The 13425-nt window shown below is 58.1% G+C and carries 13 protein-coding genes; all 13 read right to left on the bottom strand.

From position 1 onward, the window contains the following. Nucleotides 1-78: 78 nt before the first annotated feature. The 13 genes from lipB to leuS all read right to left on the bottom strand — a co-directional run bounded on the left by lipB (nucleotide 79) and on the right by leuS (nucleotide 13327). Complete coding sequence (lipB, locus tag DTA24_RS20655; protein WP_012542459.1) at nucleotides 79-723, bottom strand: lipoyl(octanoyl) transferase LipB; 645 nt, start codon at nucleotides 721-723, stop codon at nucleotides 79-81. 104 nt (nucleotides 724-827) lie between these two features. Then, on the bottom strand, nucleotides 828-1091 hold the full coding sequence (gene ybeD / locus DTA24_RS20650; protein WP_002894474.1) for a DUF493 family protein YbeD: 264 nt from the start codon (nucleotides 1089-1091) through the stop codon (nucleotides 828-830). 112 nt (nucleotides 1092-1203) lie between these two features. After that, entirely contained in the window at nucleotides 1204-2403 is a 1200-nt protein-coding gene (gene dacA / locus DTA24_RS20645; RefSeq protein ID WP_008805633.1) for a D-alanyl-D-alanine carboxypeptidase DacA, read from the bottom strand. A gap of 139 nt (nucleotides 2404-2542) precedes the next feature. Beyond that, nucleotides 2543-3700: an endolytic peptidoglycan transglycosylase RlpA gene (gene rlpA / locus DTA24_RS20640; RefSeq protein WP_008805634.1), complete on the bottom strand. Its 1158-nt coding sequence runs from the start codon at nucleotides 3698-3700 to the stop codon at nucleotides 2543-2545. An 11-nt stretch (nucleotides 3701-3711) separates the two neighbouring features. Continuing rightward, nucleotides 3712-4824: a peptidoglycan glycosyltransferase MrdB gene (gene mrdB, locus DTA24_RS20635; protein WP_008805635.1), complete on the bottom strand. Its 1113-nt coding sequence runs from the start codon at nucleotides 4822-4824 to the stop codon at nucleotides 3712-3714. After that, nucleotides 4824-6725, bottom strand: coding sequence for a peptidoglycan DD-transpeptidase MrdA (mrdA, locus tag DTA24_RS20630; RefSeq protein ID WP_008805636.1), 1902 nt, complete (start codon nucleotides 6723-6725; stop codon nucleotides 4824-4826). Before mrdA ends, mrdB begins: the two co-directional genes overlap by 1 nt. A gap of 27 nt (nucleotides 6726-6752) precedes the next feature. Beyond that, the gene (gene rlmH, locus DTA24_RS20625; RefSeq protein ID WP_002894620.1) at nucleotides 6753-7220 is read right to left on the bottom strand and encodes a 23S rRNA (pseudouridine(1915)-N(3))-methyltransferase RlmH; all 468 of its coding nucleotides are present in this window, start codon (nucleotides 7218-7220) and stop codon (nucleotides 6753-6755) included. Between the two features lie 3 nt (nucleotides 7221-7223). Next, the gene (rsfS, locus tag DTA24_RS20620) at nucleotides 7224-7541 is read right to left on the bottom strand and encodes a ribosome silencing factor (protein WP_002894623.1); all 318 of its coding nucleotides are present in this window, start codon (nucleotides 7539-7541) and stop codon (nucleotides 7224-7226) included. 222 nt (nucleotides 7542-7763) lie between these two features. After that, nucleotides 7764-8393: an adenosylcobalamin/alpha-ribazole phosphatase gene (locus tag DTA24_RS20615; protein ID WP_072123425.1), complete on the bottom strand. Its 630-nt coding sequence runs from the start codon at nucleotides 8391-8393 to the stop codon at nucleotides 7764-7766. 72 nt (nucleotides 8394-8465) lie between these two features. Next, complete coding sequence (gene nadD, locus DTA24_RS20610; protein WP_012542457.1) at nucleotides 8466-9116, bottom strand: nicotinate-nucleotide adenylyltransferase; 651 nt, start codon at nucleotides 9114-9116, stop codon at nucleotides 8466-8468. Continuing rightward, nucleotides 9109-10140, bottom strand: coding sequence for a DNA polymerase III subunit delta (gene holA, locus DTA24_RS20605; protein WP_123837191.1), 1032 nt, complete (start codon nucleotides 10138-10140; stop codon nucleotides 9109-9111). Before holA ends, nadD begins: the two co-directional genes overlap by 8 nt. Continuing rightward, the gene (gene lptE / locus DTA24_RS20600) at nucleotides 10140-10730 is read right to left on the bottom strand and encodes an LPS assembly lipoprotein LptE (RefSeq protein ID WP_008805640.1); all 591 of its coding nucleotides are present in this window, start codon (nucleotides 10728-10730) and stop codon (nucleotides 10140-10142) included. Before lptE ends, holA begins: the two co-directional genes overlap by 1 nt. 14 nt (nucleotides 10731-10744) lie before the next feature. Beyond that, nucleotides 10745-13327, bottom strand: a complete 2583-nt coding sequence (leuS, locus tag DTA24_RS20595; protein WP_012542455.1) for a leucine--tRNA ligase — start codon at nucleotides 13325-13327, stop codon at nucleotides 10745-10747. Nucleotides 13328-13425: the final 98 nt, after the last annotated feature.

Raw genomic sequence — 13425 nt, 5'->3', positions numbered from 1 at the left:
CCGTACGTGACAATTGATTGCAAAAATAATGTGTTAATCGTTTAGCGCCCCGCTGCCTGCGGGGCGCTGATCTACCGTTTACTGCTGGGGGAGATATTCGTGCGGGGGATGGTTCAGCAGCGCCAGCAGATTGGCGACCAGCCGCGGGGCGACCGTCTCTGGAGTCACCTCTGGCTGCCACTGGCGCATTTGCGTCATCTCCATGCCGGCATAGCCGCAGGGATTGATGCGCAGAAATGGCGCGAGATCCATCGCGATATTGAGCGCCAGACCGTGGAAAGAGCACCCTTTGCGGATCCGCAGTCCCAGTGAGCAGATTTTGCGATCGCCGACGTAGACCCCTGGGGCATCGGCGCGGGGATGCGATTCGATGCCATACTCGGCCAGGGTATTAACGACCGTTTGCTCCAGCAGCGTCACCAGCTCGCGCACACCCAGCTTGCGGCGTTTAAGGTTCAACAGAACATACATTACCTGCTGTCCTGGACCGTGATAGGTCACCTGGCCGCCGCGATCGCTCTGGATCACCGGAATATCGCCGGGCACCAGCACGTGTTCCGCTTTGCCTGCCTGGCCCTGAGTGAAGACCGGGTGATGTTCCACCAGCCAGATCTCGTCGAGGGTGTCTTCATCGCGGGCGTCGGTGAATTCATGCATCGCCTGCGAGATGGGTTCGTATGGTTGCAGGCCAAGCTGCCGGATAAGAATTTTATTGTGCTGCAAAACAACATCTCCGCCGGGAAGAGAGGACTCAGGGCGGGGAGTATATCACAGCAGGGCGGAAGGGGATGAAAGGACCCGGCACGGCGGCCGGGTCGGGGAAAAGGTTACAGCACCATCCGTACGATATCGATATTGCCTAACTCTTCGTACAGCGTTTCCACCTGCTCAATGTGGGTGGCGTTGATGGTGATGGAGACCGAGTGGTAGTTACCTTTGCTGCTCGGTTTTACTGACGGCGAGTAATCACCAGGCGCATGGCGCTGTACCACTTCCACCACCTGATCAACCAGCTCCGGCAACGCCTGTCCCATTACTTTGTAAGTAAAGGGGGTAGGGAATTCCAGCAGTTCGTTAAGTTTGGTTTTCATGTCAGCTCCGGTGTTACGACAAAATAATAACTCCCACCAAGGGCGGGAGTTATCAGGTTACTTGGATAAATAGTATATGGGGATGGAAATCACACTTTCAAGTGTTCAATTTTTAACCAAACCAGTGGTGGAACATTAACTTAATGTAATCAATAATTTTGCCAAAGAAATTCCCTTCCGGGATTTCCTGCAGCACCACCAGCGGGCGCTGATCGATAGTTTTACCATCCAACTGGAAGTTGATGGTGCCGACCACCTGGTTTTTCTGCAGCGGGGCGTGCAGTTCAGTGTTATTCAGCACATAGCTGGCTTTCAGATCTTTCATCCGGCCACGCGGGATGGTCAGGTAGACATCTTTATCCACCCCCAGCGAGGCGCGATCGCTGTCACCGAACCAGGCCGGTTCGGAAGCAAACTCTTTGCCGGCTTTGATCGGGTTGACGGTTTCAAAGAAGCGGAAGCCCCAGGTCAGCAGTTTTTTGCTTTCCGACTCACGACCTTTGAAAGTACGTCCGCCCATCACCGCCGAGATAAGACGCATCTGGCCTTCGGTGGCAGAGGCGACGAGGTTGTAGCCCGCTTTGTCGGTATGACCCGTTTTGATGCCGTCGACGTTCAGGCTGTTATCCCACAGCAGGCCGTTACGGTTCAGCTGGCGGATGCCGTTGAAAGTGAACTCTTTCTCACGATAGATAGAGTACTCGTTCGGCACATCGCGGATCAGCGCCTGGCCAATCAGCGCCATGTCGCGCGCGGAACTGTACTGTCCGTCAGCATCGAGGCCGTGAACGGTCTGGAAATGGGTGTTTTTCAGGCCCAGGGCGTTAACATAGTTGTTCATCAGGCTGACGAAGGCGTCCTGGCTACCGGCAACATAGTCGGCCATGGCCACGCAGGCATCGTTACCCGACTGCAGGTTGATACCCCGGATCAGCTGCGAAACCGGAACCTGCATCCCCGGCTTGAGGAACATCAGAGAAGAGCCTTTGAAAACCGGGTTGCCGGTGGCCCAGGCATCGTTGCCGACAGTGACCAGATCGGACTCTTTGAATTTACCCGCTTTCATCGCCTGACCGATGACATAGCTGGTCATCATTTTGGTCAGACTGGCCGGGTCGCGACGGGAGTCGGCGTTATTTTCCGCCAGCACTTTGCCGGAGTTGTAATCAATAAGCACCCAGGATTCGGCGTCAATCTGCGGGGCGCCTGGGATCATCGTTTTGATATTCAGGTCATCGGCGCGGGCAGCGGAGGAGAGCGCTGCAACGGAGAGCGCCGTGATGAGTAAACGAGCGGTGAAAGAGGTCTTCATGGTCAGAACAACGGCATCCGTGATGGAGTTAAAAAAAGTGCCTTACTATAGCAAATGCTCTGCGGGCCAGCATCCGACATTGCGCATGAGTTTGTTAATGACTTTTACATGCGCAAGGTGAACGGGCTGCCCGCGGCGTTTAGTTGGCGCGAGTAATAAAGGACTGCAGCTGCGCTTCGCTTTGCAGGCGCTGCTGAACGGCGCTGGCCTGCGCCTTATCAGCAAACGGGCCCAGCTGAATACGCCATACCGCGCCGTTTTGCGTGACCCGGCCTGGCACCGAGAACTGCTGGCTCAGGCGCTGCTGATACTGCTGCGCCCGCGCCTGGTCGCTCACTGCGCCAACCTGGACGACAAAATTACCGCTGGCGCTGGAGGTGGCGGTTGAGGAGGCGGCAACGGCGCTGGCGGTCGCGGCAGTGGCCGCTGTCGCCGCTACGCTACCCTGGATGGAGCCTGGCGCGGTGACGGGAGCCGTTTGCGTCGCGACGGCAGCAGCAGGGGCCGCAGTGGCGGCGGTCGTGGCTGCCGGCTCGCTACTCTCCAGCACGCCGCTGTTCAGCGGCGTCGGGGCGCCGAGGAAACCGCCGCTGTTCACCGGCGCGCCGACGCTGTCTTCCGGCTTCAGCGTGCTGTTGCTGATCGGGCGAACGTCGGCAGGCGCAGGCTGGTTCATACCTGTGGCGTCACCGCCGTCCAGATTCGGTCGGGCGGGCAGGGCGTACGTCTGTTTGGCGACGGTGGTGCAGGCCATTCCCGGACCGGAAAGCGAACCGTCAGGCGCAACGATGATGGGGTCGATACGCACCTTGGTGTTGTTCGAGGTGTTCAGACGGTCAGCAGACGCACGGGAGAGCGAGATAACGCGATCGTTACCATACGGGCCGCGATCGTTAATCCGCACGACGATCATGCGGCCGTTAGCGAGGTTGGTGATCCGCGCATAGCTCGGGATTGGCAGCGTGGGGTGCGCCGCGGTCAACTGGGTCGGATCGAAGGTTTCGCCGCTGGCGGTCAGGTTACTGTTAGGTTCCGCGTCATAGATCGCCGCAAAACCAGCCTGCGTAAAGTTGGCCGGATCCTGAACGATTTTATAGCTTTTACCGTCGCGCTCATAATCCTGATTCGCCGTGGCGTTCGGCGTTTCATACTGCGGATCGGCGCCGCTGATCTCAACCGTCGGGCCATTACAGACGGCCGGCTGTGGAGTACTGACCGTTTTTTGTTGCACGTCATCACTCGAACATGCCGCCAGCAGCCCCGCTGCTATGCAGATCCCCAGCCATTGCTTACGCATTGCAAACCCCTTTAAACGCTTTTCGACAACATTTTTCTGTGGGTATGGATCGACATCACGATACCAAACCCGGCCATCAATACGATCAGGGCGGAGCCCCCGTAGCTCACCAGCGGCAACGGTACGCCCACCACCGGTAAAATACCACTCACCATACCAATATTTACGAAGACATAAACGAATAAAATCAACATTAAACCACCGGCCATGACCCGGCCAAAGGTGGTTTGCGCCTGGGCGGCGATCCACAGCCCGCGCATGATCAGCAGAATATAGAGCGCCAGCAGGATCAGCACACCAATCAGCCCCAGCTCTTCGGCCAGCACGGCGAAGATAAAGTCGGTGTGGCGTTCCGGCAAGAACTCCAGCTGCGACTGCGTGCCGTGCAGCCAGCCTTTGCCGCGCAGACCGCCGGAGCCAATGGCAATTTTAGACTGAATAATGTGATAGCCGGCGCCCAGCGGGTCGGTTTCCGGGTCGAGGAGCATCATCACGCGCTGGCGCTGATAGTCATGCATCAGGAAGAACCACAGGATCGGTATAAAGGCGGCGACCAGCACCACGGCGATCCCGATAAGACGCCAGCTTAGACCGGAAAGGAACAGCACAAACAGCCCGGAGAGGGCGATCAGAATCGAGGTGCCGAGGTCGGGCTGCGCTGCCACCAGCAGGGTCGGCAGGAAGATCAGCACCAGCGCAATCGCGGTGTTCTTCAGCGACGGCGGACAGACGTCGCGGTTAATAAAGCGCGCGACCATCAGCGGCACGGCGATTTTCGCTATCTCCGACGGCTGAAAGCGGACGATACCGAGATCCAGCCAGCGCTGCGCCCCTTTGGAGATAGCGCCGAAAGCATCAACGGCCACCAGCAGAATAATACAGAAAATATAAAGATAGGGCGCCCAGCCTTCATAGACCCGCGGTGGGATCTGCGCCATGACGATCATGATCACCACGCCCATGGCGATCTGGCCGATTTTACGTTCCATCATGCCGACGTCCTGACCGCTGGCGCTCCAGATAACCAGCGCGCTGTAGGTCAGTAGCGCCAGCAGGATCAGCAGCATGGTGGGGTCAAGATGGATTTTATCCCACAGCGATTTTTTGTTCGGATTATCCGTCATTATTGATCCTCCCCTGCGGTGACCGCCGGGTTTTCGCTTGGCAGCGTGGTGTTGTTATCGCCCAGCATAATGTGATCAAGGATTTGTCGCATAATGGTGCCGACCGCCGGGCCGGCGCCGCCGTTTTCCAGGATCATCGCCACGGCAACCTGAGGGTTGTTATAAGGCGCAAACGCCGTCATCAGTTTATGGTCGCGCAGACGTTCAGAGATGCGGTGCGCGTTATAGGTTTCGTTGGCCTTCAGGCCGAACACCTGGGCGGTACCGGACTTGGCCGCGATCTTATACGGCGCGCTGGCGAAATATTTGTGCGCGGTGCCGTTGCCGCGGTTGGCCACGCCGAACATGCCGTCTTTGGCGATTTCCCAGTAGCCGGAATGGATGTCGCCCACCGGCGGCTCATGCGGCTGAACCCACGGAACGGGCTTGCCGTCTTCCACGGTGCTTTGCAGCAGGTGCGGCACTTTCACCACCCCGTCGTTAATCAGGATCATCAGCGCCTTGTTCATCTGGATGGGGGTGGCAGTCCAGTACCCCTGACCGATGCCCACCGGAATGGTGTCCCCCTGGTACCAGGGTTTCTTGAAGCGCTTGAGCTTCCATTCGCGGGTTGGCATGTTGCCCGAGCGCTCTTCAGAAAGGTCGATACCGGTGTAGTGGCCGTAGCCAAACTTGCTCATCCACTCAGAGAGGCGATCGATACCCATGTCATAGGCGACCTGATAGAAATAGGTATCCGCAGACTCCTCCAGCGCTTTGGTGACGTTCAGGTGGCCGTGGCCCCATTTTTTCCAGTCACGATAGCGTTTATCGGAGCCAGGCAGCTGCCACCAGCCTGGGTCGAACAGGCTGGTATTGCGGGTGATCACCCCGGCGCTCAGCGCCGAGACGGCGACGTACGGTTTTACCGTTGACGCCGGCGGGTAGACCCCCTGCGTCGCGCGGTTGACCAGCGGCGTGTTCGGATCGTTGAGCAGGCCGGAGTAATCTTTACTGGAGATGCCGTCGACGAACAGGTTCGGGTCATAGCTTGGCGTAGATACCAGCGCCAGAACGGCGCCGGTACGCGGATCGGTGACCACCACGGCGGCACGGCTACCGGCCAGCAGGGTTTCGATATACTGCTGCAGCTTGAGATCGAGAGTGAGGTAGATATCGCGTCCGGCCTGCGGCGGCACCTCTTTCAGTTGTCGAATAACGCGGCCGCGGTTGTTCACTTCAACCTCTTCGTAGCCGGTCTGACCGTGCAGGACATCCTCATAATAACGCTCAATACCCAGCTTACCGATGTCGTGGGTCGAGGCGTAGTTAGCCAGCTTGCCTTCTTTGTCGAGGCGGTCGACGTCTTTATCGTTAATTTTTGAGACGTAGCCAATGACGTGCGTCAGCGCCGAGTTATAGGGATAATAACGACGCTTGTAGCCTTTGACTTCCACGCCGGGAAAGCGGTACTGGTTGACGGCAAAGCGGGCAACCTGCACTTCACTGAGGTTGACCTTTACCGGAATCGAGGTAAAGCGATGGGAGCGTGCGCGCTCCTTTTTGAAGCCGGCGATATCATCGTCGGTTAAATCGACGACGTCACGCAGCGCATCCAGCGTCTGCTGCACGTTATCGACTTTCTCCGGCATCATCTCCAGCTGATAAATGGTGCGGTTAAGCGCCAGCGGGGTGCCGTTGCGATCGTAAATAATGCCGCGGCTCGGCGGGATCGGTACCAGCTTGATGCGGTTTTCGTTCGAACGCGTCTGATAATCATTGAAGCGAACGATTTGCACATTGTACAGGTTGGCGACCAGAACGCCGGTAAGCAGCAAAATCCCCAAAAAAGCGACCAGCGCCCGGCGCACGAACAGCGAGGATTCAGCCGTATAGTCGCGGAAAGAATTCTGTAATTTCATTCGCTGCTTAGTCTACCCTGATCATCATTACTCACGGTGGTACGGGTGGTTGGTGGTAATGCTCCACGCCCGATACAGACTCTCGGCCACCAGTACGCGCACCAGCGGGTGAGGTAAGGTGAGGGTGGAGAGCGACCAACTCTGTTCCGCCGCTGCTTTACAGGCTGGAGAGAGGCCTTCCGGGCCGCCTACCAGCAAACTGACGTCGCGCCCGTCCTGTTTCCAGCGTTCCAGTTCGCGCGCCAGCTGCGGCGTATCCCATGGTTTTCCCGGAATATCCAGGGTCACGATACGGTTCTTACCGGCAGCGGCCAACATCATCTCGCCCTCTTTTTCGAGGATGCGCTTGATATCGGCGTTCTTGCCGCGTTTACCGGCGGGGATCTCCACCAGTTCAAACGGCATATCTTTGGGAAAACGGCGCAGATACTCGCTAAAGCCGGTCTGTACCCAGTCCGGCATTTTGGTGCCAACGGCCACCAGCTGCAACTTCACGCATTAACTCCAGAGTTTTTCCAGCTCGTACAGACGACGGCTCTCTTCCTGCATGACGTGAACCATCACGTCGCCGAGGTCGACGACGATCCAGTCGGCGGCGGCTTCCCCTTCAACGCCCAGCGGCAGCATGCCGGCGGCGCGGGATTCCTGAACCACGTGGTCGGCGATGGACATCACGTGACGGGTAGAGGTGCCGGTGCAGATAATCATGCAATCGGTGATGCTGGATTTGCCATGTACATCAATGGCGACGATGTCCTGACCTTTCAGGTCATCAATTTTGTCGATAACAAAATCCTGGAGTGCTTTACCCTGCAAGTGTTCCCCCTGGGTGCATGAAGATTGATAATGATAAAGAGCCTGACAGTATACCTGAACTGATGAAAAAGTCGGGTGAAATGTCTGTCGGCAGGCGTTCGTGGCGGGGTATCATCCCATCCCTCGCCGCGGATTGCATCGCCATTTTTGTAAAACAATTTCTGCAAACATGCTGTGGCGGATGCTGCCCGGCAGCGGAGAATAGCAGCCTGCTCTGGCCTGTCAATGGTCTGGCGGGAATTCTTCTTGCGGCTGCCAGACGGCCTGGCTATTTAATACGCGCAGGGTGGTGAAATCGTCGCGCATATCGAGGAGGCTCCAGGCGCCATGGGCAATCGGGAAATGCCACATCGCCGCCGCGGGCATCTGCAACAGCAGGGCCGTCAGCAGGCTCAGGACGCCCTGATGGCCGACAATCAGCAGGTGGTCAAGATGGCGGCAGTCGGCCAGCGTTGTGGTGAATTCGCTGACGCGGCGGGCAAAATTCTGAAAGCTTTCGCCGTTGGTGGGGGCCGCGTGCTGCCAGTCAGCACACCACGCGGCATAGTTTTGTGCATCCTCCCGCTGGAGATCGCGATGATGACGCATCTCCCAGTCGCCGAAAAACATTTCATTGAGCGTGGCATGGCACTCACGCGGGATATGGCGATCGCCAAGCAGCAGATCGGCCGTTGTCCCGGTTCTCGCCAGCTCGCTACAGATGACTTTGTCGAAAGGTACTGCCCGCAGCCGTTCGCCGAGCGCTCGCGCCTGGGCGACGCCGCGCGGCGTCAGAGGAGTGGGGGCGTGGCCGCTGTATAACCCGGCAACGTTGGCTTCGGTTTCGCCGTGGCGAACTAACCATAATTTCATGATGATGCTCAGACAGGCGGTGGAGACGTGGCGCTACGATAGCGCTTTTTTAGCATCAGGCCCAGTCCGGGGTCAGCAATAGAGTCCCTGCTCGCGGATGTAGTCCAGCACGGTGGCCGGCAGCATCTCGGCGCAGGATTCCCCGCGCTCGAGGCGCTGGCGGATAATCGTCGCCGAGATATCGAACCACGGCGTTTCCGCCAGGTAGATGGCCCCGGCGGGGCGGTTATGCAGGCGCTCTACGTCGTGGGTTAAGTGACGGTCCAGCCACTGCTGATCAGCGTCGTGCGCCATGGTCAGCGGGTAACCCGGGCGGCGGCAGACGATCAGATGAACGTTATCAAGGATGGTTTCATAGCGGTGCCAGGTGGGGAAGGTGAGCAGCGAATCCTGGCCGATGATAAACGCCAGCGGTTTTTCTGCCCCCTGCTCCTGGCGCCATGCCTGCAGCGTGTCTGCTGTCCAGGAGGGGGTGTCACGCTGCAGCTCGCGTTCGTCGAGCGTGAACAGCGGCTTATCGGCAATCGCCAGCTTCAGCATATGCACGCGCTGGGCGCTGGTGGCTTCCGGCTGGGGACGGTGCGGCGGGACGTTGTTAGGCATGATGATGACCTTGCTCAGGCCAATCTGATTCGCCAGGATCTCGACCGGCTTGAGGTGACCATAATGCACCGGATCGAAGGTGCCGCCATAGATTGCCTGTAACTGAGTCATATCAACCATCAATAAAAACGTCCGCCAGGGCTTTGTGGCAGAGCAACAACGAAAGACTTTCCAGTTCGGGCCAGACGTCGTGCCCGTAATCCTGTTTAAAGGTCAGTTCCGCGCGGGTCAGGAGGGTCACCGCCTGGCGCAACTGTTCCCCGCTCAGTCGGGCGAGGGCATCGCTGAGCAGCTGACGGCGGTTTTGCCAGACCCGATGTTTATCAAACAGCGAGCGCAGCGGCGTGTGCGTCGACTGGCGTTTGAGCGTGACCAGCAGCAGCAGCTCCCGCTGTAGCGTACGCAGCAGGATCGCCGGCTCGCAGCCTTCAAGACGTAGCTGTTGCAGAACATGCAGCACGCGCTTGCTTTTGCCTGCCAGTAGCGCATCGACCCAATGGTAAGGGGTAAAGTGGGCGGCATCGTTTACCGCCTTCTCAACCCGGGGCAGGGTCAGCTTACCGTCCGGCCAGAGCAGCGCCAGACGCTCCAGCGCCTGCGCCAGCGCCAGCAGATTACCTTCGTAACAGTAGCACAGCAGCTGACTGGCCGCGTCGTCGAGCTGCAGCTGATGCTGTTTGCCCCGGGCGGCCAGCCAGCGCGGCAGCTGCGCGTATTCCGGCGTCTGGCAACTGACCTGGACGGCCCGCTGCGCCAGGGCGGTAAGCCACGCGGCATTCTCCTGGGCTTTGGTCAGCTTATTCCCGCGAACTATCAGCAGCAGGTCGTCGTGCAGCAGGCCGATCAGGGTCGCCAGCTGTTCGTTGATCGCCGCGTTAGGGCCGTTTTCCGGCAGGATTAGCAGCAGCGTTTGCCGGCTGGAGAACAGACTCAACGCCTGGCTTAACGCGAAAATCGCCTGCCAGTCGGTACTGTTATCGATGGTGAAGGTGTGGTGCTCGGTAAAGCCCTGGGCGGCAGCGGCTTCGCGAATGGCGTCCTGGCTTTCCTGCAACAGGAGGGGATCGTTGCCAAGCAGCAGATAGGCCGCGCGCAGCCCTTCAGTGAGCTGCGCGCGGAGTTGTTCCGGGTACAACCGAATCATCATTGACCCAGAGTGGTGGATACGCGGTTACCCGAGGAAGCCGGTGCCGTGCTGCCGGCGACCGGTTTCTCTTCCTGCTGGGTTGCTTCAACATCTGCAACCTGCACGCTCGGCAGCTTACGAATCAGCTGTTCCGCCGCTTTGTCGTACATTTCCTGGATAATCATATCCTGCTCGGCGTCTTTCGCTAACGCCGCCTGCGGGTTATCGAAGAACGAACGATAGACCTTGGTGGTAATCGGATAGATATCGTGACCCGGGATCAGGACGCTGGCATGAACGGTCATGACCATCTGATATTCCGCGGTACGACCATCCTGGAACACCGAGGCGGTATCTTTCTGAATCGACGAACCATCGAGGCGCAGAGAAGGAACATCTTTACGCAGCGTGCTGGCGTCGATCAGGTCCACGCCATTAAGACGCAGCTGATTACGTACCGCGCGACTTAACGGTCCGTTCGGATCGCTCGACTGAAGAATCATGGTTTTCATGGTGGTGGGCACCTTCGTAGTGCTACGCAGATGCCAGCCACAGCCGGCGGTGACAAGCACCGCCAGGGATAACAACATTGTTACCAGATATCGCACGCTTCCTCCCGCGCTTAGCCAACGACCAGATTGAGCAGTTTACCCGGAACGTAAATCACTTTACGCACGGTTTTACCGTCGAGATATTTCGCGACCAGATGCTCCTGGCCGGCACGCTCGCGGACCTGCTCTTCAGTTGCATCTACCGCAACGGTAATTTTACCACGAACTTTGCCATTGACCTGGACGACGACGAGGGTGCTGTCTTCCACCATCGCGCTTTCATCCGCCACCGGCCACGGCGCGTTGTCGATATCGCCTTCGCCGTTCAGCTCGCGCCACAGTGTGAAGCTGGCGTGCGGGGTGAACGGGTTCAGCATACGCACCACCGCCAGCAGCGCTTCCTGCATCAGGGCACGATCCTGTTCGTCTTCCTGCGGCGCTTTCGCCAGCTTGTTCATCAGCTCCATGATCGCCGCGATGGCGGTGTTGAAGGTCTGACGACGGCCGATGTCATCGGTCACTTTGGCGATCGTTTTGTGAATATCGCGACGCAGCGCTTTCTGATCTTCACTCAGCGCCGCCACGTTCAGTGCCGCAACGTCCCCTTTGGTGGTGTGCTCGTAGACCAGTTTCCAGACGCGTTTCAGGAAGCGGTTAGCCCCTTCAACGCCAGATTCCTGCCACTCGAGGGTCATATCCGCCGGGGACGCAAACATCATGAACAGACGCACGGTATCCGCGCCATAACGCTCAACCATCACCTGCGGGTCGATGCCGTTGTTTTTCGACTTGGACATCTTGCTCATGCCGGTGTACACCAGCTCATGGCCTGCCGCGTCTTTCGCTTTCACGATGCGGCCTTTTTCGTCGCGCTCAACGATGGCGTCAACCGGGGAAACCCAGTTACGTTCGCCGTTTTCGCCTACATAGTAGAAGGCGTCAGCCAGCACCATGCCCTGGCACAGCAGCTGCTTCGCCGGCTCATCGGAGTTGACCATGCCCGCGTCGCGCATCAGCTTGTGGAAGAAGCGGAAGTAGAGCAGGTGCATGATGGCGTGTTCGATACCGCCGATGTAGATATCTACCGGCAGCCAGTAGTTGGCCGCTTTCGAATCCAGCATCCCTTCCTGATACTGCGGGCAGGTGTAGCGCGCATAGTACCAGGAGGATTCCATAAAGGTGTCAAAGGTGTCGGTTTCACGCAGCGCCGGCTGACCGTTAACGGTGGTCTTCGCCCATTCAGGATCGGCTTTGATCGGGCTGGTGATGCCGTCCATGACCACATCTTCCGGCAGGATCACCGGCAGTTGGTCTTCCGGGGTCGGCAGCACGGTGCCATCTTCCAGGGTCACCATCGGGATCGGCGCACCCCAGTAGCGTTGACGGGACACACCCCAGTCACGCAGACGGTAGTTAATTTTACGCTCGCCTACGCCCATGGCAGCCAGTTTGTCGGCAATGGCGTTGAAGCCGGCTTCATAATCGAGACCGCTGAACTCGCCGGAGTTAAACAGGACGCCTTTCTCGGTCAGCGCCTGCGCGGAGAGATCCGGCTCGCTGCCGTCAGCGGCGAGGATAACCGGCTTGATGTTCAGACCGTACTTGCTGGCGAACTCATAGTCACGCTGGTCGTGACCCGGAACGGCCATGACCGCGCCGGTGCCATATTCCATCAGCACGAAGTTTGCCGCCCAGACAGGAATTTCTTCGCCGGTCAGCGGGTGAATGGCTTTAAACCCGGTATCGACGCCTTTTTTCTCCATCGTCGCCATGTCGGCTTCGGCTACTTTGGTATTACGGCATTCGTCGATAAAGGCAGCCAGCGCCGGATTGTTCGCTGCAGCCTGCTGCGCCAGCGGGTGACCCGCCGCGACAGCCAGGTAGGTGCAGCCCATAAAGGTGTCCGGACGGGTGGTGTAGACGGTCAGCTTATCGGCGTAGTTGTTGACGTCAAAGGAGATTTCCACCCCTTCGGAACGGCCGATCCAGTTGCGCTGCATGGTCTTTACGGTGTCTGGCCAGTGATCCAGTTTATCCAGATCGTTCAGCAGTTCATCGGCGTAGGCGGTGATTTTAATAAACCACTGCGGGATCTCTTTACGCTCGACTTTGGTATCGCAGCGCCAGCAGCAGCCGTCGATAACCTGTTCGTTGGCCAGTACGGTCTGGTCGTTCGGGCACCAGTTCACCGCGGAGGTTTTCTTGTATACCAGCCCTTTTTTGTACAGCTCGGTGAAGAACTTCTGCTCCCAGCGGTAGTATTCCGGGGTGCAGGTCGCCAGCTCGCGGCTCCAGTCATAGCCAAAACCCAGCATTTTGAGCTGGTTTTTCATGTAGGCGATGTTGTCGTAGGTCCACGGTGCTGGCGCGGTGTTGTTTTTCACTGCCGCGCCTTCCGCCGGCAGACCAAACGCATCCCAGCCAATCGGCTGCAGGACGTTTTTGCCCAGCATACGCTGGTAGCGGGCAATCACGTCGCCGATGGTGTAGTTACGCACGTGACCCATGTGTAGTCGACCAGAAGGATAAGGAAGCATCGACAGGCAGTAATACTTCTCTTTGCTCTCGTCTTCAGTTACTTCAAATGTACGATTTTCGTCCCAGTGAAGCTGGACTTTCGATTCTATCTCTTCCGGGCGGTATTGCTCTTGCATGGCAGCCAGTGGTCCTGTTTTCAATACAGCTACAAAATGTAGCCAATGGATGTGTTATTTCAGATCGGCATAGCATAGCCCAAACGCCCCCGTCAAAA

Source organism: Klebsiella sp. P1CD1 (assembly GCF_003790505.1).
Taxonomy (GTDB): Bacteria; Pseudomonadota; Gammaproteobacteria; order Enterobacterales; family Enterobacteriaceae; genus Klebsiella; species Klebsiella variicola.
The sequence above is the reverse complement of the archived record's forward strand: the minus strand, read 5'-3'. Positions and strand labels throughout refer to the sequence as shown.

Coding starts and splice junctions, on each gene's coding strand:
- ybeD (WP_002894474.1), bottom strand. CDS start 1,091: ATGAAAACCAAACTTAACGAACTGCTGGAATTCCCTACCCCCTTTACT.
- dacA (WP_008805633.1), bottom strand. CDS start 2,403: ATGAAGACCTCTTTCACCGCTCGTTTACTCATCACGGCGCTCTCCGTT.
- rlpA (WP_008805634.1), bottom strand. CDS start 3,700: ATGCGTAAGCAATGGCTGGGGATCTGCATAGCAGCGGGGCTGCTGGCG.
- mrdB (WP_008805635.1), bottom strand. CDS start 4,824: ATGACGGATAATCCGAACAAAAAATCGCTGTGGGATAAAATCCATCTT.
- mrdA (WP_008805636.1), bottom strand. CDS start 6,725: ATGAAATTACAGAATTCTTTCCGCGACTATACGGCTGAATCCTCGCTG.
- DTA24_RS20615 (WP_072123425.1), bottom strand. CDS start 8,393: ATGAAATTATGGTTAGTTCGCCACGGCGAAACCGAAGCCAACGTTGCC.
- nadD (WP_012542457.1), bottom strand. CDS start 9,116: ATGGTTGATATGACTCAGTTACAGGCAATCTATGGCGGCACCTTCGAT.
- holA (WP_123837191.1), bottom strand. CDS start 10,140: ATGATTCGGTTGTACCCGGAACAACTCCGCGCGCAGCTCACTGAAGGG.
- leuS (WP_012542455.1), bottom strand. CDS start 13,327: ATGCAAGAGCAATACCGCCCGGAAGAGATAGAATCGAAAGTCCAGCTT.